The 17865-nt window shown below is 56.8% G+C and carries 17 protein-coding genes; 8 read left to right on the plus strand and 9 right to left on the minus strand.

What is annotated here, in order from left to right; genetic code table 11:
• Positions 1 to 30: 30 nt before the first annotated feature.
• From ACR0B0_RS03840 to guaA, 5 genes are all read right to left on the minus strand, one after another.
• The gene (locus ACR0B0_RS03840; RefSeq protein WP_480646500.1) at positions 31 to 903 is read right to left on the minus strand and encodes an ATPase; all 873 of its coding nucleotides are present in this window, start codon (positions 901 to 903) and stop codon (positions 31 to 33) included.
• A 542-nt stretch (positions 904 to 1445) separates the two neighbouring features.
• Positions 1446 to 2336, minus strand: coding sequence for a hypothetical protein (locus ACR0B0_RS03845; protein ID WP_480646502.1), 891 nt, complete (start codon positions 2334 to 2336; stop codon positions 1446 to 1448).
• Positions 2337 to 2578: 242 nt separating this feature from the next.
• Positions 2579 to 3712 carry an OmpP1/FadL family transporter gene (locus ACR0B0_RS03850; protein WP_170348524.1) on the minus strand — a complete coding sequence of 378 codons (1134 nt, stop codon included), beginning with the start codon at positions 3710 to 3712 and terminating at the stop codon, positions 2579 to 2581.
• Between the two features lie 121 nt (positions 3713 to 3833).
• Positions 3834 to 4739, minus strand: coding sequence for a DMT family transporter (locus tag ACR0B0_RS03855; protein WP_170348525.1), 906 nt, complete (start codon positions 4737 to 4739; stop codon positions 3834 to 3836).
• 95 nt (positions 4740 to 4834) lie between these two features.
• Complete coding sequence (guaA, locus tag ACR0B0_RS03860; RefSeq protein WP_480646504.1) at positions 4835 to 6394, minus strand: glutamine-hydrolyzing GMP synthase; 1560 nt, start codon at positions 6392 to 6394, stop codon at positions 4835 to 4837.
• 81 nt (positions 6395 to 6475) lie between these two features.
• Between guaA and ACR0B0_RS03865 the strand changes: the two genes are divergently transcribed.
• Together ACR0B0_RS03865 and ACR0B0_RS03870 are read left to right on the plus strand one after the other, a co-directional pair.
• The gene (locus ACR0B0_RS03865) at positions 6476 to 6913 is read left to right on the plus strand and encodes a GNAT family N-acetyltransferase (protein ID WP_480646506.1); all 438 of its coding nucleotides are present in this window, start codon (positions 6476 to 6478) and stop codon (positions 6911 to 6913) included.
• A gap of 282 nt (positions 6914 to 7195) precedes the next feature.
• Positions 7196 to 8740 (plus strand): trimethylamine methyltransferase family protein, encoded by a 1545-nt coding sequence (locus tag ACR0B0_RS03870; RefSeq protein ID WP_480646508.1) that lies wholly within the window; start codon positions 7196 to 7198, stop codon positions 8738 to 8740.
• Here the strand turns inward: ACR0B0_RS03870 and ACR0B0_RS03875 are convergent, their stop codons facing one another.
• Positions 8741 to 9040: a DUF6477 family protein gene (locus ACR0B0_RS03875; RefSeq protein WP_170375086.1), complete on the minus strand. Its 300-nt coding sequence runs from the start codon at positions 9038 to 9040 to the stop codon at positions 8741 to 8743. It abuts the gene before it with no gap.
• 241 nt (positions 9041 to 9281) lie between these two features.
• Between ACR0B0_RS03875 and ACR0B0_RS03880 the strand changes: the two genes are divergently transcribed.
• Positions 9282 to 10403: a DUF6456 domain-containing protein gene (locus ACR0B0_RS03880; protein WP_480646511.1), complete on the plus strand. Its 1122-nt coding sequence runs from the start codon at positions 9282 to 9284 to the stop codon at positions 10401 to 10403.
• 52 nt (positions 10404 to 10455) lie between these two features.
• Positions 10456 to 11379: a hydrogen peroxide-inducible genes activator gene (locus ACR0B0_RS03885; protein ID WP_170348531.1), complete on the plus strand. Its 924-nt coding sequence runs from the start codon at positions 10456 to 10458 to the stop codon at positions 11377 to 11379.
• Between the two features lie 50 nt (positions 11380 to 11429).
• On the opposite strand, the gene ACR0B0_RS03890 is transcribed toward ACR0B0_RS03885, so the two are convergent.
• Complete coding sequence (locus ACR0B0_RS03890) at positions 11430 to 11978, minus strand: redoxin family protein (protein WP_480646513.1); 549 nt, start codon at positions 11976 to 11978, stop codon at positions 11430 to 11432.
• Positions 11979 to 12242: 264 nt separating this feature from the next.
• On the opposite strand from ACR0B0_RS03890, the gene lipA reads away from it, so the two are divergent.
• Both lipA and ACR0B0_RS03900 read left to right on the plus strand, forming a co-directional pair.
• Entirely contained in the window at positions 12243 to 13193 is a 951-nt protein-coding gene (gene lipA / locus ACR0B0_RS03895; RefSeq protein ID WP_170375090.1) for a lipoyl synthase, read from the plus strand.
• Positions 13190 to 14347, plus strand: a complete 1158-nt coding sequence (locus ACR0B0_RS03900; RefSeq protein ID WP_480646515.1) for an amidohydrolase — start codon at positions 13190 to 13192, stop codon at positions 14345 to 14347. The genes lipA and ACR0B0_RS03900 overlap by 4 nt, the downstream gene beginning before the upstream one ends.
• Here the strand turns inward: ACR0B0_RS03900 and hpt are convergent.
• Positions 14334 to 14876, minus strand: a complete 543-nt coding sequence (hpt, locus tag ACR0B0_RS03905; RefSeq protein ID WP_170348535.1) for a hypoxanthine phosphoribosyltransferase — start codon at positions 14874 to 14876, stop codon at positions 14334 to 14336. The two genes, ACR0B0_RS03900 and hpt, sit on opposite strands and share 14 nt — an antisense overlap.
• Positions 14877 to 14948: 72 nt before the next feature.
• On the opposite strand from hpt, the gene ACR0B0_RS03910 reads away from it, so the two are divergent.
• Together ACR0B0_RS03910 and ACR0B0_RS03915 are read left to right on the plus strand one after the other, a co-directional pair.
• Positions 14949 to 15395: a type II toxin-antitoxin system RatA family toxin gene (locus ACR0B0_RS03910; protein ID WP_170348536.1), complete on the plus strand. Its 447-nt coding sequence runs from the start codon at positions 14949 to 14951 to the stop codon at positions 15393 to 15395.
• Positions 15396 to 15432: 37 nt separating this feature from the next.
• On the plus strand, positions 15433 to 16728 hold the full coding sequence (locus ACR0B0_RS03915) for an MmgE/PrpD family protein (RefSeq protein WP_480646518.1): 1296 nt from the start codon (positions 15433 to 15435) through the stop codon (positions 16726 to 16728).
• Here ACR0B0_RS03915 and pyrC read toward each other — a convergent pair.
• Positions 16725 to 17762: a dihydroorotase gene (gene pyrC / locus ACR0B0_RS03920; protein WP_480646520.1), complete on the minus strand. Its 1038-nt coding sequence runs from the start codon at positions 17760 to 17762 to the stop codon at positions 16725 to 16727. The two genes, ACR0B0_RS03915 and pyrC, sit on opposite strands and share 4 nt — an antisense overlap.
• Between the last annotated feature and the right edge of the window lie 103 nt (positions 17763 to 17865).

Raw genomic sequence — 17865 nt, forward strand, 5'->3', positions numbered from 1 at the left:
GCCTTTGGAGTTACAGTGTAGAGGCGGTAATTAAGCCCGGTTTGCGCGGGTCTCAAGGGTGCGTTCGATCAACTCATCGAAATCAGAGGCATCACGGACCTTGTGCATGTCATCAGCGGTGACTGTTACACCCCAATTGTCCGCCATCGCCTGATAGCGGGGTTGCCGATGCGCCAGCGCCTGCGCGTAAGTCCAGCGGATGAACGCGTCGGGGTCTACATCCTCGGATCGGCAGTTATACTGGGTCAGATAGTCTTCCCAAACACGGACCAGAAATTCGGGCTGATAAGACATCGGTTTGGGCGCTTTATCAAAGCGGCTGATCAGCTCTGCCGTGTGATCTTCATCCCCTTGAATCCAAATCATCAAGGTTTGGCGAGACAGTTCGGACAACACGTGATCTGTAGAATTTTCCGGGTCTACCCATTCGCAGATCGACCCGCCGGTGTCGCAGATAAAATGCGGGTATTCGTACAGACGTTGTGCCCGGTCGATGAAATACTCGGTATCCAGAAGCGCGTGAATCTCCGCCTGCCGGAATTGTTCCTGCCTGCGTTTGTATTCGGGCAGTTCCAAACCACCTAGCGCCGGATTTCCGGGCTTACCCAAATAGGCGGCGACAGGCGTCAGGTTCTCGAACGAGATATTCGAGCCGATAAAGATCGAATCCGACAACAGCAGTTCGCGCAGAAAGGGGACTTTCATCGCCTCGGCTTTGGCATTGTCGGCGATGTATTCACCCATGTACCGGGTACCGATGCGGTAATCGATCGAATAGTGGAACCAATCGCCCGAGTCGCGCAGCACGTTCGACACATAGGTTTTGCCCAGGCCCGACATGCCAAAGAACAGCACCTTTTTTCGCGCCGCGTTGCGCCAATCTTTTGCCGAGCTGTAGATCATTGTCCGCCGTCCTTTTTTCCGACCTTGCTAAAACGGGCAGCGGGTGGCGTCAATCGTGTGTACCCGAACGGATTTGGATCAACGGCCTGATGGCGGCTGCACCGTCTAGTATCTAAGCCCCACCTTTATGGCGAGAGATCAGATCAGGTGCTCATCGTTTAAAAAACAATGCCCCTGTGGTGACGCCAAAAACCGTCGTCACTGACTTTAGAGCCCAGGTCAGTACGGTCTAGATATGAAATCGCCCCCGGCCCGCAGGGAAAACGGAGCCGCTTCGTCCAACAGACCCAAAACAAAAAAGCCATACAAAGGCGCGGACGGCGCAAAAAAGTTAAACGCTGGATTGGGGTAACCAGCCAACGCATCAGCATAGCCCAGAACACGCCAAGCAAAAAAGTTCGCCCAATTCGTTGGGGAAAGGTGTATTAGTACGGCCTTGCCCGTTTTTATTTTCCAAGATTCTACCGAGTTGGAAACCGCGCAAAGAAAAACCCTGCCGCACAGGCAGGGTTTTCCAGAGATTTGCAGGTTGTACTAAACCCTCAGAAAGTGGTGTCTTCCAGCGTTGTCAGAGCGTTGTGACGCGGGGCCATCGCCGCACGCGCTACGCTGTTGAGCGGAGTGGAGGAAGTGCGACCGCCAAGAGGGAAGGTCAGACCAAAGCGAAGGGTGTCGATATCGCCGCTTGCACCGCCGACATCGATATCCGTTCTGGCCAACTCCAGAGACACTTGGCCTGGGATCTCGCTGATCTCAAGCAGGTTATAATCCACGCCGATGCCAAGCGTTGTGTAGTCCAAATCAAGATCGCTAAACGACTGATGCACGAGACCTGCATAAGTCCCCCAACCGCTGTTGAACCGATAGTAACCGCCAAGGCCAACACTATATAGGTCAAGGTTTACGCCACCACCTGACACGTCGCTGCGAACATAGTGACCGCCGAATACGGCACTATCCGACACTTGATAGCGGAATCGTGCGCCGAAATCGGTCCAATCCGTGCCGTTTGGCAGGCTTGGGGAGGTTTCCGATTCGCCGATCCAGGCTTCGAACCCGGCATTTTCAACGACATACCCGCCCGAAATACCGTACGAAGTCACATCGCTGGAAAGGTTGAGCCCCAGACCAGAATCGAAATCGGCATAGTCGAGATAGCCACCAAGAACGCCGCCGTTGTCAAATTGGTAGTTCAATGTCGTGCCCAGATCCCACAGGGAAACATCCCCGGAAACATTGTCGGGATCGGCCTTGTAATACTTGGCGTCAAAGCCCCAGTGCAGACCGTTGTCGAAGCTCAAAGTACCGGTGAAATCGCCGGTGAAGGTGCCGAAATCGCCACCGCCGTTGGAAATGGAAGATTGTCCATAGCCCAAGGTGGCAGCACCGTTAAATTCCTGTGCGCCTGCAATAGCCGGGGTCAGTGAAATCATTGCTAATATTGAAATTTTGCCTGGATTCAACAATGTAGTGTCCTCTTTTTTTGTTGTGCCGGTCCCCTAGTTGATCCGGCCAGGGACCGACAGAGAGAAAACTAATGTGAGATTGTGATACCGACGAATTCACGGAAACTGTGGCTTTAACGCAATGAGGTTTCTGGAATTCATATTTTGGATAGCCCGCAAAGAAAAACCCCGCCGGAAGGGCGGGGTCCAACGTTTCACTCTGTTGCGGATCAGCCCAGCGAGTAGGTGATTTGGAAGCCGACGCTCCAAGCGCTGTTGCCGCTGAATTCTCCCCCGGTGGTGGTAGTGGCGTCTCCAATGTCTGTATACCGGACACCACCGGAAATCTGAGCGCGTTCGAGAGAGTAGGTTCCACCGAGCCCAAGGCTCCAGAACCCATCTGTCGGGCCCAAATTTGTGACTTCGGAACCAGTGGATGTTTCATATCCAGCAGTTACCGCACCCGAAAACTCTTCCGAGAACTGATAGCCGAGCCCCAGCGTATACGTGAACGTATCATCTTCGTAGTCGACGAGGTTATCCCCGACAATGTTGACATAGTTGGGCGGCGCAAAAACAGTTTGCGGCCAGTCCACCCATCGAATTGAACCAAACAGCAATGTTTTGGGGGCTACACCGGTTTGGAAATCCAGATTGATGGATTGAGGTGATTCAATCTCAGACTCGGTTTCCGCTGTGACCAGTACCGCACTAGGCGGGAATACAGGCGGCACGAAGTTGAATGACTCTGTCTGGGAAAAATCGTGTGTGATTTTTGAGTTGTAAGTCAGAGCCACACGTGCGGCAATTTCTGGCTTTTCCCACGCAACGCCGACGACATACCCAAATGCGATGTCAGAATCTGTGTCGACTTCGTACCCCGCAGCGGCGGGTACTGCCACGTTGGCTTTCAAACGTTGCGCGCGCAGACCTCCGATAGCGCTGAAGCCACCGTCGAATTTATACCGAACAAGCGCAGTAATTGCGTCCACATCCGCTTTGGCGCGCAGAACATCCGTGCGCCCACCAAACGGCGTTGTCGGGTTAATCGACAACGGGTAGTTTGACGGATACTCGATATCCGCGCCGAACGGCTCATCATAGACCAGTGCGAAATCCAGCCTGTCTGTAAAAGCATGTTTATAGGCTAAATGCGGTGTGAAGAATGACTCGGCAACATTGCCGGAATCCACGCCATTTTGAGTGCCGCTTACGCTTGGATCAGTATAGCCGAGACGGAATTGTACAACTGATCCCTCTTCGAACAGGATATTGACACCCTGTCCGCTACGATCCAGACCGCCGGCGTAAGCTCCTGTTGTCCCAACGCACACCGCGCACGCCTGTAGAAGCGCTTTTTTCATTCTGTCCTCCCAAAAGGTGTCCTGTTATTCAGACCGGACTATCGAGTGGTGAAGGCCGATCTGTCTTGTGGTGCTCGATACTTTCTTGAGGGTTATATTACCGTCAACTAGTGACGGTGCGTTATTCAGGGTGAGTGTGTCGGGAAACTGTTGCCAAACTGTTACGATTTTCGGCGTGCACGTTCAAAAAGATGCCCGAAAAGATCACGACGGCCCCTAGCAGCGTCCAGTGATCCAGCGGCTCGTGGTACAGAATCATTCCGATCACGGCAATTGTGGGCAGGCGGACAAAATCGAACGGTACAACCACAGTCGCAGGCGCAATAGCCAGAGCGTTGGTGATGCAATAATGCGCCAGTAGTCCTGCCAACCCAATCAATACCAGGAAGGGGATCGTGTTCGCGGTTGGCAGAGCGATCTGCCCATCGATCCCTGCGGCCATCAATCCCAGGACAGCCTGCATGACGGTCAGCCAGAACATGATGCATCCAATGCTGGCAAAACGGGTCAGGGTTTTGGTGGAAATCGTTGTAAATGCGAAGAATACCGCAGACATGGCAGCAGCCAAAATACCAGCGCTCAGAGGCACGGCACCGGGGCGGGTAATAAGCAGGACACCGGCAAAACCAATCAAGGCAGACAGCGCGCGTACAGGTGTTAGCCGTTCCTTCAGCAGCAGCGGAGACAGCAGGATCACCCAGATGGGTTGCGTGAACTCAAGCGCAAAAACCTGTGCCAGAGGAATGACGGTTACCGCGTAGAACCACAAATTCTGACCAATAAAATGCGTCAGGTTTCGGACGCCGTGCAGCCCCAGTCTGTATGTCGAGACCTGATCCCATTTGCGCGACAGTGTCAGAATCACCGCTACAACGAGGATGCCGACGAGGCTGCGGTAAAACATGATTTCGAATGTATCGTGGGCCACGCTCAATTCGCGGCCGGCAACCGCCATCGATGAGAAAGAGGCAATTGCCCCCGTCATCCAAAGCGCGGCTTTGCCGATCTGCGGTCTGCTGCTGTCCATTTACCTGCCTGCGGGAATCGCGAAATTCTAATTTAAAACCTATGGGTTTCTTGCAGGACTTAAACAAAAAAGCCGGGTCAAAGCCCGGCTTTTTGTCATTCCCACTCAATCGTTCCCGGAGGTTTCGAGGTGATGTCATATGTGCATCGGTTGATGCCCTTGACCTCGTTGATGATCCGCGTGGCGGTCTCACCGAGGAATTCGTGGCTGAACGGATAGTAGTCGGCGGTCATGCCATCGACCGAGGTTACAGCCCGCAGCGCACATGCATAATCATATGTGCGTCCGTCACCCATCACACCGACGGTGCGTACCGGAAGGATGGCAACAAAAGCCTGCCAGATATCATCATACAGACCGTGTTTGCGAATCTGGTCGATATAGATGGCGTCGGCCTCGCGCAGGATTTCCAGTTTTTCACGGGTGATCTCGCCTGGGCAGCGAATCGCCAGACCCGGCCCGGGGAAGGGGTGGCGCCCGATGAAGCTCTGCGGCAAGCCAAGTTCGCGGCCCAGTGCGCGAACCTCGTCTTTGAACAGCTCTCGCAGGGGTTCGACCAGTTTCAGGCCCATCTTTTCAGGCAGGCCTCCGACATTGTGGTGCGATTTGATCGTGACCGAGGGGCCGCCCGAGAACGAAACCGATTCGATCACGTCGGGATAGAGCGTGCCCTGGGCCAGGAATTCGGCCCCTTCGATCGTATCAGCGTGTTTCTGGAACACGTCGATGAACAGCTTTCCGATGATCTTGCGTTTGGTTTCCGGGTCGGATTGGCCGTCCAGCTCTCCCAAAAACAGGTCGCTTTCATCTGCGTGTATCAGCTGAATGTTGTAGTTGTCGCGGAACATACCGACGACTTCTTCGGCCTCGTTCTTGCGCAACAGGCCGTGATCGACAAACACGCAAGTCAGCTGATCACCAATCGCTTCATGGATCAGGATCGCCGCGACCGAGCTGTCGACGCCGCCGGACAGGCCGCAGATGACCTTTTTGTCGCCGACTTGCTCGCGAATCTTTTCGATCATCTGTTCGCGATAGGCACCCATGGTCCAATCGCCGTTGAAGCCAGCCAGCTTTACGAAGTTTTCGTACAGTTTCGCGCCTTTGGGCGTGTGGTGCACTTCGGGGTGGAACTGAACCGCATAGAAGTGACGGTTGGTATCAGCCGTGATCGCATAGGGCGCGTTGGGTGAGGTGCCGAAGACCTCGAACCCGGGGGCGATGTCGCTGACGTGGTCTCCGTGGCTCATCCAGACTTGTTCGTCGCCATCCGCGAACCAGCCGTTCAGAATATCCAGTTGGCTTTTCGGAGTGACAAAGGCGCGACCGAACTCGGCAGTGCCGTGGCCGCTTTCGACCTTGCCGCCAAGCTGATGCATCATGACTTGCTGTCCATAGCAGATGCCAAGGATCGGCACGCCATAGTCAAAAATCTCTTGCGGGGCGCGGGGGGACCCCTCGCGCGTCACGCTGTCCGGCCCACCGGAAAAGATCACGGCCTTGGGCGCCATTTCGCGTACAAAGTCCATCGTGACGTTTTGATAGGGGTGGATTTCACAATAGACATTCAACTCGCGCAGGCGGCGTGCGATCAGCTGCGTCACCTGGCTGCCGAAGTCGATGATCAGAAGGCGGTCATGGGATGTCTGGCTCATGACTGGCTCTTAGGTCGCGCGGCGGTTATGTGCAAGCGTTATGAAGGCGATTTCAGTCAGATGCGGAAGGAGATGGGATCAATGGCCGTCATTCGTTTCACGGATGCAACGCAGGATGACGTCGAGGCGGTCACAGACTGCATCAGGGCGGCTTATGCCAAAGCGCGCAGTTCTATTGATGATCTGCCTGATGTGACGAGTGGTTTGGCGCAAGATATTGCGGAACGTCGCGTGGTCCTGGCCCGCAGTGATGATGGGTTGGCTGGTGTGATTGTGTTTGCGCAACAGGGTGCTGTGATGAAGGTTATCAATCTGGCCGTGTCACCGTCGGCCCAAGGGCAAGGTGTCGCTGGAAAACTGCTGTCACGCGCCGAAGCCGAAGCGCGCGAGGCTGGCTGCACCCATATGGAATTGCGCACCCATCGTCTGATGCAAGATACGAGGGCGATTTACGCACATCTCGGCTGGATCGAAACTGAAGTGGCCGGGAATTCGGTTGCGATGCGTAAAAACCTTTGAGGTTTGTCAGCCCGTCAATTTAGATTTCTCACAACCATCTTGCGAAATGCGACGTACCCAAATTCTGTCGCGTAAAGGAGTTTTCGCTCAGCTAGCGGTTAGACGGATTTTGCGATATCGGTTCCATGCTTCTATCATTAGCGTCAGGAATTAGGGGTTCAAACGACATCGAATAGGCGATCATGTCGCTTTTACCCCTATAGCGCCGTAATCCACGTCTGGTGTGATCTGCGGTTCCGGTAACACGATTTGCAACGTGAACATGACTAACGGGATTATCTCATGGCAGAGGCAAACACCCGACGCAGAGCCAGAGGCGGTGGTGGTGCCGCCCGCAGGGCCGAGCGCACCGCAGTTCGAATCGAAACTGCAAAATATATCGAACGGAATATTCCGAATTTCGAGGTCCTCAACGCAGAAGCGTTGGAGATCATTGAAACCAATGCGGAAACCATTCTGGCTGAGGTCGGCGTTAACTTCGTCGACAATCCGGGCGCGCTGCAGCGCTGGAAAGATGCCGGAGCGGATGTCGATGGTGAACGTGTTCGCATCCCGCGCGGTCTGGCGCGCGAGCTGATCAAAACTGCCCCCAGCGAGTTCACACAACACGCGCGCAACCCCGAAAAATCGGTTGTCATCGGGGGGCGCAATCTGGTGCTGGCGCCGGTCTACGGCCCTCCATTCGTGCGCGACGCGCAAGGTGGCCGTCGCTATGCGACCATGGACGATTTCAACAAGTTCGTGAAACTGGCCTACATGTCCAAGTGGTTGCACCACTCGGGCGGGACTGTGTGCGAACCGACCGACGTGCCGGTGAACAAGCGTCACCTGGACATGCTGATGGCGCACATGACCCTGTCGGACAAGCCATTCATGGGCTCGGTCACCGACCCCAGCCGGGCGCAGGATTCGGTAGAGATGTGCGAGATCCTGTTCGGAAAAGAGTTCGTGCAGGAAAACACAGTGATGACCTCGCTGACCAACATCAACTCGCCGATGACCTTCGACGACGTGATGATGGGGTCGCTTGAAGTTTACGCGGCTAACAATCAGGCCTGCATTATCTCTCCCTTTATCGTGGGTGGCGCGATGGCACCGGTTTCGGTGGCAGGGACGCTGACGCAGGTTCTGGCCGAAGTTCTGGCCGGTGTCGCGTATAGCCAGATCATCCGTCCGGGTGCCCCGGCGATCTTTGGGGCCTTCGTGTCGTCGATTGATATGAACTCGGGCGCGCCGACCTTTGGTACGCCTGAGGCGTCGATGGTCACCTATGGTGCGGGTCAGCTGGCGCGTCGCCTAAACCTGCCGTTCCGCTCGGCCGGGTCGTTCTGTGGCTCGAAACTGCCCGACGCGCAGGCTGCTTACGAAACAGCAAACTCGCTAAACATGGGCCTGATGTCAGGCGTGAACTTCATGCTGCATTCCTGCGGTTGGCTTGAAGGCGGTCTGGTTGCGGATTTCGAGAAGTTCGTCATGGATGCGGATCAACTTGGCGTGCTGCACGGCTTGGCCAAAGGCGTGGCTTACGACGAGAACGCGCAGGCGATGGATGCGATCCGCGAGGTTGGTCCGGGCGGCCACTATCTGGGTTGTGCGCATACGCAGGCGAACTTCAAGGACGCGTTCTGGAAGTCGGAAATGCTGGACTACAAACCGTTCGAAACCTGGGAAGATGAAGGCGGGCGTGACACGCGTCAACTGGCCTCTGCCCGAGTCGAGCATCTGCTGGCCAACTACCAGCAACCGCAACTCGACCCGGCAATCAATGCTGCTCTGAACGAGTACGTTGACAAGAAAAAAGCATCCATGCCGGATGCCTTTACCTGATCACTGATATTGCGCGGCGCGGCTGGCCTGAAACAGCTGCGCCTCGCCCAACAACGCGATCAGCAGGTCCAAATGACGGACCAGCGAATAGGCTGCGTCCTCTTCTACGCGCTGCGCGTTAACCTCTCGCTCCATTTCCATCAGCCGCATCAGAGCCGCGCCCGTGCCGGGCAGTGATCCATAGCCAAGGATGCGCTGCAGGTGCCGATCCCGGTCATAGTCCTGCGCCCCGTGTTTCGCGGCCCGTGCTAACAGGCGAGGGCGGCGGAGCGTGGTAATCATGGTCATCAGGTCCTGCATTCCGGGGTTCCCTTGTGTGAGTGAATGTCCCTGAATGTGTGACACAACCCAAGCGGGTGTTGCCTTGATTGGGTTCGCGCCGAACTCTAACTTCATGAGTGTTTATGTTTTTGAATCAAATCTGGTCCTTGTCGCTGCGGGTTAACGAACGAGTAACGAAAGCAACTCTAGTTAGAATTGGTTAACAAATTCATCGGGGGCGATTGAAAACAGATTGTTGTGTCGACGAGGGCAAGTAACTATGGAAAACAACATGGCATTCACCATCCCGGCCTGGGTACCTGAGGGGGCACAACGATACCTTGTCCACACAGAGACCGGACAGTCGATCCGCGATATTGCGCGATCCGCAGGGTGCCATGCTTCGACCATACTCAGACAAATCAGGCGCATCGAAATGCGACGGGACGATCCCTTGGTGGATGCCGCGCTGCAATCTCTGGCGGAAACGCATTTCTCGGATTCAGCCGATGGCACGGGCCCGATCCAATTCGGGGCCTTGGCTGTGACCGAAGAGGAAACCGCCGCCGCCAAGGACGAAGAATTTTACCGCGAGGCACTGCGAATTTTGCGCCGTTTGTGTGAAACGGGGTCAGTGCTTGCGGTGGCTGAGGAAATGGACAAGGCCGTGGTGGTCCGCGACACCGGAGACAGCGGCGCCACACGAACAGCGGTTGTGGATTGCAAGATTGCGCAGGCGCTGGCGCTGAAAGACTGGATTTCCTGCGACAATCCCGGACGGATTTCGCGGTATCGGATTTCTTCGTCGGGCCGCTCGGCACTGAGCCGCCTTATTGCCGAGGCCGAGAACAAAGCGCGTGAGCGTAGTGAATTTGGAATGGCAGATGCACAAGCGCCGTTCCAAGCGCAAATGGCGCCCTGTCAGAGCGTGACTGCAAAACCCGACCGGCCTCGGCGGATTCGTTATAGTGCAGCGGAAAGCCCCCTGATCGCATTGGCACGTCGGCGAGATCGGGACGGAAAGCCTTTTCTTGATGAAACACTTGTGGCGGCGGGCGAACGCCTGCGTGAGGATTTCGAACTGGCGCAGATTGGTCCTCAGGTCGCACAGAATTGGGACCATTTTCTGACTGCAGGGGGGCGCGGTGGTTTCAACAGTGAAGCCCATGCTGGGCACGGGGCGTCGGACGCACGGGATCGGGTTGAACATGCTTTGTCAGATCTGGGTCCGGGTCTCAGCGATGTTGCTTTGCGCTGCTGTTGCTACCTCGAAGGGCTAGAGCTTGCGGAAAAGCGGATGGGCTGGTCGGCGCGCTCGGGCAAGATCGTGTTGCGGATCGCGTTGCAGCGGCTCAAGCGGCATTATGAAGGGCAGTCCGAGCGCAATCGCATGATCGGATAACGGTGCGATATGTTTTGGTTGCACTTGGGTGGATGGGTGATAATCAAAGGTTATGAATTTTACCCTTAGACAGCTGAAATACTTCAGTGCAGTCGCAGAACAGCGCAATTTCGGTCGGGCCGCCCAGGTGTGCCACGTGTCTCAGCCCGCCTTGTCCGTGCAGATCAAGGCGTTAGAGGACAGTTTGGGCGGTCCGCTTTTCGAACGTCAGGCGCGTGATATTCTGCTGACCCCGCTAGGGCGCGACGTGCTGGATCATGCGCGTCAGGTTCTTGGAGCGGCGGACAGGTTAGATCAGTTTGCCAAGGATCGCTCTGGGGGGCACAGGTCGTTGGCGATCGGGATCATCCCAACGATCGCGCCGTATTTACTGCCGGGTGTGCTGGCTGGGTTGCGATCGTCCGATGTGTCGTTGCGCGTGCAGGTGCGCGAAGCCAGAACAGAGCGTTTGCTGACTATGCTGCGCGCCGGGGAAATCGACGCCGGCGTCATGGCTTTGCCCGCCGGTGGGAGTGAGTTGTTTGAGCTGCCTCTGTTTCAGGATCGCTTCCTGTTGGCTGGCAGTTCAGCGCGCTTGAAGGGCATGGTCCCCAATCCCGAAGCATTACGGCCGCTGGACCTGCAGACCGCGCAACTGATGTTGCTTGATGACGGTCACTGTCTGACCGATCAGGCGCTTGAGGTCTGCGGTCGGGATCGAAGCAGCGGCCTGATCAATATGGGTGCGTCATCGCTTGCGACGTTGTCACGATTGGTGGCTGAGGGGTTTGGTCTGACTCTCATGCCCGAACTGGCCGCGCGCGCGGAATCTGACGCTGTTCCCGGATTGAAACTGCTGCGCTTTGGCACGCCGCAACCGGCGCGGACGGTTGGTCTGGTCCGGCGTGCATCGACTGTGGGCGAGGATTGGTTCGACGGTCTGGCTCAGGTCATCCGCCAAGTCGGAGAAGGCATCGTCACCGCAACACGCGCCTGAAATGAAAAGACCCGCCATGGGCGGGCCTTTGCTTTGATTTAGCGCGAAGCTTAGGCCAGTGCGGGTTCTTTGGCTTCGTTCAGGTGTTTTTTAAGGTTGTCCGGGGACGACACGCCATAGGGGTCTTCAGGGCAGTTATCCATCAGGCCGGGCTCTTCGAACCATGCCTCAACCACACCGTCATTGACGATGGCGGCATAGCGCCACGAGCGCATGCCAAAACCCAGATTGTCCTTGTCGACCAGCATGCCCATCTTGCGAGTGAACTCTCCAGATCCGTCTGGAATGACCTTGACGTTTTCCAGACCTTGGTCCTGTGCCCATTTGTTCATGACAAAGCTGTCATTCACTGACATGCAAAAGATGTCGTCGATGCCTTTTTCCTTGAATTCGGCATAACCGTTTTCAAAACCGGGCAGTTGGTAGGTCGAACAGGTAGGGGTGAATGCGCCGGGCAACGAGAACAGGATCACCCGTTTACCGGCAAAGTAATCTGCAGTGGTCTTGTCTTCCCAACGGAACGGGTTGGGGCCTTCGACAGCCTCGTCACGGACGCGGGTGTGAAAGGTTACGTCAGGCAGTTTAGTACCGGATTTCATGCTCAATTTCCTGTGATTCATCTGTAAACTGCCGAAGATTTAAAACAGTTCTAAATTGGCTTCAACGTGATTGTTGCTGCGAACGCGAATTCTTGTGAAGCCCTCAAAGCGTGCTGTTTTCAATGAAACTTTGTCGGGATTTGCTGGGTGCTCTTCTGCAATTGCATAGTGCGCTGTTATGGCAGCTATGCATGGGTGGCGTAGCTAACCGCTGCTGTTTATATTATGTCGAAGCAAAATGACCCAAAGTCAGGAAAGCAAACCGTGCGTGATCTGAAGATCCCCGAACAACGTCATCCCGAAAAGGCGCATCGTCAGGACAATGCGCAACCGAAAAAGCCGAAGTGGATTCGCGTAAAGGCACCCGGTGGTAAGGGCTATGCCGAAACTCACAAAATCATGCGCGAGAACAATCTGGTTACTGTCTGCGAAGAGGCCGGGTGTCCGAACGTGGGCGAATGCTGGAGCCAGGGCCACGCCACCATGATGATCATGGGCGAGATCTGTACCCGCGGCTGTACATTCTGCAACATTGCCACCGGCCGCCCAGATGATCTGGACGCGTTTGAGCCCGGACGCGTGGCACACGCCGTGCAGAAACTGGGGCTGAACCACGTGGTCATAACGTCTGTGGACCGCGATGACCTGACCGACGGCGGGGCGGAGCATTTCGCGCAGACTATTCGCGCCGTACGGCACCGTTCGCCTAAGACAACGATCGAGATTTTGACGCCAGATTTTCTGAAGTGTGACCCCTCGGTTCTGGAAGTTGTCGTCGAAGCCAAGCCGGACGTGTTCAACCACAACCTTGAAACCGTCCCGGGTCTGTATCCCGAAGTACGCCCCGGTGCGCGCTATTTCCATTCGCTGCGCCTGTTGCAGCGGGTCAAAGAAATGGACCCTTCGATTTTCACCAAATCGGGCATCATGGTTGGTCTGGGCGAAGACGAACAGCAGGTCCGGCAAGTCATGGATGACATGCGCGCCGCTGACATCGATTTCCTGACCATCGGCCAATATCTGCAGCCCACGCCGAAACACCATGGCGTCGACCGCTTTGTCACGCCGGAAGAGTTCGCATCTTATGAGAAAGCAGCCTTTGGCAAGGGCTTCCTGATGGTGTCGGCAACGCCTCTGACCCGGTCGTCCTACCACGCGGGCGACGATTTTGCCCGCCTGCGCGATGCACGCCAGAAGAAGCTGGAGCAAGGGTGACACCTGACACACTCGCGCAGCTTACCCGCCTGCGTCACGAACTGCACCAATCCCCGGAACTTTCGGGCCAAGAAGAGTTGACGGCCGCTCGGATCGCGGACGAATTGCGTGCCCGTGGCGCAGATCAGGTTTTGACGGGAATCGGTGGGCACGGCGTGGCGGGTGTGTTCGACAGCGGGCAGGCCGGGCCGACAGTTGCCATTCGATGCGAGCTTGATGGTTTGCCTATTCAAGAGCTGTCCAGCGCAGCCTATGCCTCGCGCATTCTAGGCAAGGGACATCTGTGTGGGCATGACGGGCATATGGTGATGGTTCTGGGTGTCGCAGACCATCTGAACCAGATTCGTCCTCAAATGGGTCGGGTGGTTTTGATTTTCCAACCCGCTGAGGAAACCGGGCAGGGGGCCATTGCCTATCGCACCGATCCCAAGTTTCCCGAGGTAGCGCCGGATTATGTGTTTTCCCTGCACAATCTGCCAGGGTTACCATTGGGTGATGTGCAGCTGTGCGAAGGACCAGCGAACTGCGCGTCTCGCGGGATGAAGGTTGTTCTGACGGGCAAGACCTCGCATGCGGCGGCGCCGCAGGATGGAGTCTCACCGGCGGGGGCACTGGCCGCGTTGATGCCGCAAATGGCACGGCTGGGAAATGGCGGTTCGCTGGACGCCGATTTCGCGCTGACGACCGTGACGCATGTCAATCTTGGTGAACCGACCTTTGGCGTGGCGCCGGGCCGGGCCGAGCTGTGGGTGACATTGCGCACCGTCGCTGATGCGCGGATGCAAAGCCTGATCGTAGAGGCCGAGGCGCTGGTTGCGCAAGCGGCGTTGGATCAAGGGCTTAGATACGAGATCACCTATGAAGACGTCTTCGAAGCCTGCGTGAACGCGTCTGACGCCGTCGATATCCTAAGCCGATCTTGCTCTGAAACGGATGTACCTTGTGAAGTGACGGCTTACCCGCAGAAGTTCTCGGAAGATTTTGGGCAGTTCGGCAAAGACGCCAAAGCTGCTATGTTCTGGCTGGGCTCAGGAGTGGGCCACCCGCAACTGCACAACCCAGACTACGATTTCCCGGATGCGCTGATCCCGGTCGGTACCGGGATTTTCGTAGCCGCCATTCAACAGGTACTGGGCCCGATCAATCCTCGGTAAAGCGAACCTTGCCGATGAACGGCAGGTTACGATTGCGCTGCGCGTAGTCGATTCCATAACCCACAACAAATTCATCCGGAATCTCGAACCCGATCCAGTCGGATCGGAAATCTACCTCGCGCCGGCTGGGTTTGTCTAGCAGAGCGATAGATCTCAGTCGCGCGGGTTTACGGCTTTGCAGCAAATGGGTGACGTGGTTCAGCGTGTGACCTGTATCGACGATATCCTCGACGACCAGAACGTCGCGCCCTTCGATAGCGCCACGCAAGTCCTTAAGAATGCGAACTTCTCGACTACTTTCCATTGAATCGCCATAGGATGACGCTTCAAGGAAATCCACCTCGATCGGCAGGTCCAGCTCGCGCACTAGGTCGGCGATAAAGACGAAACTGCCGCGCAACAGGCCGACCACGACCAGCTTGTCGGTGTCTTTGTATTCAGTGCTGATTTCGCGACACAACTCCTCGATCCGGGCGGCGATGGCCTTCGCCGAGATCATCTCATCTATCACATATGCACGGTCGCTCATCGCTGCCCCCTTGATCTTTGGCGCGCAACATACGAAATCACGCGCCATTGTCACCTGTTAATACTGGACGCCATGCCTACTCATTCGGAAACCCGCCACCTGCCGTATACGGCGCAGCAGATGTACGACCTGATCGCGGACGTGGCGAAGTATCCCGAATTTCTACCCTGGTGTGCCGCGGCCCGTATTCGCCGGACCTATGCCGCGGGTGAGGCGCAGGTGATGGAGGCGGACCTGATCATCTCGTTCAAAGTTTTCCGTGAAAGGTTTGGCAGCCGGGTGACGCTGTTTCCTGATCAGATGAAGATCGACACGGAATATCTGGACGGCCCGTTCAAATACATGAAATCCGATTGGCAGTTCGCAGACGCGCCTCAGGGGGGCTGCAACGTGTCCTTCCATGTGGATTTTGAATTCAAGAACGCCATCCTGCAAGGTATCATCGGTGTTGTGTTCAACGAGGCCATGCACCGGATCGTGCAGGCGTTCGAAACCCGTGCTGCGGATTTGTACGGCTAGGTCTTTACCCGCATACGGCGCACGCTAGACTGCGCCCATGAGCGATTTTTCCACATCACTTGCAGGGTTTGCTGCCGGACCCGTCGAGACGACAATGCAAACGCGAGTCGTCACGTCTTTGTCTGTATTAGACTGGATTGCTGTAGGTCGGGCCGGGGTTTATGAGCGTGTCTCTAAAACGGTGCGTGACCTTGTGTTAGGCGAAGAGGGCGCCGCGCAGGCGCATCTTTTTGGCGGTGAGGCGGCGCCGTTGCGTGGGGCGGCATTGGTCAATGGCACCGTGTCGCATGCGTTGGATTACGATGACACGCACTTTGCCCATATCGGTCACCCTTCTGTTGCGATTCTGCCCGCCGCGCTGGCGCTGAGTGAATGGGATGACCGCATCCTAGTCGATTTCCTCGAAGCCGCGCTGGTGGGGATGGAGGTTTCGATCCGTGTAGGGCTGTGGCTTGGAAGGGATCACTATCAGGCGGGGTTTCACCAAACCGCTACGGCAGGCGCGTTCGGTGCGGCCGTTGCGGCAGGGCGCATCCTTGGCTTCAACGCGGATCAGATGCAAAAAACGCTTGGGTTGACGGCCACCCGCGCGGCTGGCCTCAAGACGCAATTCGGAACAATGGGAAAGCCCTATAATGCAGGGCTTGCGGCCTCGGCCGGGGTCGAGGCAGCGTTGCTGATCGCTAAAGGCTTCACGCCGAACATGAACGCTTTGGAAGGTCAGTATGGGTTTGGTACGACCCATAGCGGCCAGGCGGATGCGCAAACCGCTTTAGATGGGTTGGGCGATGAATGGCTGTTCGAAACAGTCAGCCATAAGTTCCATGCCTGTTGCCACGGCCTACACGCCGCGCTTGAGGCCGCGCGTGATCTGGATATCGCCGAACCCGAAGTGACCGAGATCAAGATCAAGACCCACCCGCGCTGGATGAGCGTTTGTAACCAGATGTCTCCGACGACCGGGCTGGGGGCGAAGTTTTCATATCGCACCGTGATCGCCATGCAGGCGCTTGGCCATGATACGGCCTTGCCGGGCAGCTATTCGGAAAAGGTCTGTGCTGACCCGCGACTGATATCCTTACGCGACAGGATCGCGGTTGAGGCGGATGAGACCCTGACGGAAACGCAGGCGCATCTGACCCTGCTGCGCCGTGACGGTGCGCAGCTTGAGGCAACGCATGATCTGATGGCACCGATGACCCTGTCTGATCGCGAAGACCGCGTGCGCGGTAAGGCAGGCAAGCTGATCGGTGGCGAAGAGGCGGACGCGATCTGGTCGATGCTGCGCACCGGCGGTCGCGCCCGCGATTTGGCACGGATGCTGGCGGGTTAAACCACGCGCCAGTGCAAAGCGAAGCCCGGCTCAAACACCGTCACGGGGCCGTCCTCGGTCTCGATTTTGTCCGGGTATTCCACGGGGGCGCCTTTGGTCAGGGTAATGGTGTCTTCGTTCACCGGTAGGCGGTAGAACGCAGGCCCGTTGAGCGAGACGAAGCCTTCCAGCTTGTCCAGCGCACCTTTGGATTCGAACATCTCGGCCACCAGCGACATTGTGTTTGTCGCGGTGAAACAGCCGGCACAACCGCAGGCCATTTCCTTGTTGGCATCCGTATGCGGCGCGCTGTCGGTGCCCAGGAAATACCGCGCATCGCCCGAGGTCGCAGCGGCCAGCAGCGCCAGTCGGTGTTCCTCTCGCTTGGCGACAGGCAAGCAGTAGTAGTGCGGTTTGATCCCACCGACGAGAATGTGGTTGCGGTTGATGATCAGGTGGTGTGCCGTGATGGTCGCGCCCAGATCAGCGTCGTTCGATTTCACATAATCCACACCGTCTTTGGTCGTGATGTGTTCCATCACCACGCGCAGTCCGGGTGTCGCCTTGCGGATCGGATCCAGAATACGGTCGATGAACACGGCCTCACGGTCGAAGATGTCGACCTCGGGGTCGGTGACCTCGCCATGGACGCACAAGGGCAGTCCGATCTCGGCCATCTTTTCCAACACCGAGCGGACATTGTCGAAATCCTGCACGCCCGAGGCTGAGTTGGTCGTGGCGCCCGCCGGATACAGTTTGACCGCTTTGACCAACCCGCTGGCATGCGCGGCGGCCACGTCCTCGGCATCGGTTTCTTCGGTCAAATAAAGCGTCATCAGCGGCTCAAAGCTCATGCCATCGGGCAGGGCAGCCAGGATACGGTCGCGATAAGCGGCGGCCTGATCGCCGCGCACGACCGGCGGCACCAAGTTCGGCATGATGATGGCACGGGCAAAATGTCGCGCGGTTTCGGGCAAGACGGCCTGCAGCATAGCGCCGTCGCGCAAGTGCAGATGCCAGTCGTCGGGGCGGCGGATCGTGATGCTATCGGTCATGGCGCACCGGCTAGCACAGAGCCCGCCGCCGGAAAAGACCTTGTCAACGACTCAGATCACCGTATGTCTGGAAAGACTATGGCTTTGACGCTTGAACACAGCC

The sequence above is a fragment of the Ruegeria sp. BA12 genome (genome assembly GCF_056539625.1).

Excerpts from the sequence above, each read along its gene's own strand:
- ACR0B0_RS03840 (WP_480646500.1), bottom strand. The coding sequence starts at position 903 with ATGATCTACAGCTCGGCAAAAGATTGGCGCAACGCGGCGCGAAAAAAG.
- ACR0B0_RS03845 (WP_480646502.1), bottom strand. The coding sequence starts at position 2,336 with ATGATTTCACTGACCCCGGCTATTGCAGGCGCACAGGAATTTAACGGT.
- hpt (WP_170348535.1), bottom strand. The coding sequence starts at position 14,876 with ATGAGCGACCGTGCATATGTGATAGATGAGATGATCTCGGCGAAGGCC.
- ACR0B0_RS03915 (WP_480646518.1), top strand. The coding sequence starts at position 15,433 with ATGAGCGATTTTTCCACATCACTTGCAGGGTTTGCTGCCGGACCCGTC.
- ACR0B0_RS03885 (WP_170348531.1), top strand. The coding sequence starts at position 10,456 with ATGAATTTTACCCTTAGACAGCTGAAATACTTCAGTGCAGTCGCAGAA.
- ACR0B0_RS03890 (WP_480646513.1), bottom strand. The coding sequence starts at position 11,978 with ATGAAATCCGGTACTAAACTGCCTGACGTAACCTTTCACACCCGCGTC.
- ACR0B0_RS03880 (WP_480646511.1), top strand. The coding sequence starts at position 9,282 with ATGGAAAACAACATGGCATTCACCATCCCGGCCTGGGTACCTGAGGGG.
- ACR0B0_RS03910 (WP_170348536.1), top strand. The coding sequence starts at position 14,949 with ATGCCTACTCATTCGGAAACCCGCCACCTGCCGTATACGGCGCAGCAG.
- pyrC (WP_480646520.1), bottom strand. The coding sequence starts at position 17,762 with ATGACCGATAGCATCACGATCCGCCGCCCCGACGACTGGCATCTGCAC.
- ACR0B0_RS03850 (WP_170348524.1), bottom strand. The coding sequence starts at position 3,712 with ATGAAAAAAGCGCTTCTACAGGCGTGCGCGGTGTGCGTTGGGACAACA.
- ACR0B0_RS03875 (WP_170375086.1), bottom strand. The coding sequence starts at position 9,040 with ATGCAGGACCTGATGACCATGATTACCACGCTCCGCCGCCCTCGCCTG.
- ACR0B0_RS03855 (WP_170348525.1), bottom strand. The coding sequence starts at position 4,739 with ATGGACAGCAGCAGACCGCAGATCGGCAAAGCCGCGCTTTGGATGACG.
- ACR0B0_RS03865 (WP_480646506.1), top strand. The coding sequence starts at position 6,476 with ATGGCCGTCATTCGTTTCACGGATGCAACGCAGGATGACGTCGAGGCG.
- guaA (WP_480646504.1), bottom strand. The coding sequence starts at position 6,394 with ATGAGCCAGACATCCCATGACCGCCTTCTGATCATCGACTTCGGCAGC.
- ACR0B0_RS03870 (WP_480646508.1), top strand. The coding sequence starts at position 7,196 with ATGGCAGAGGCAAACACCCGACGCAGAGCCAGAGGCGGTGGTGGTGCC.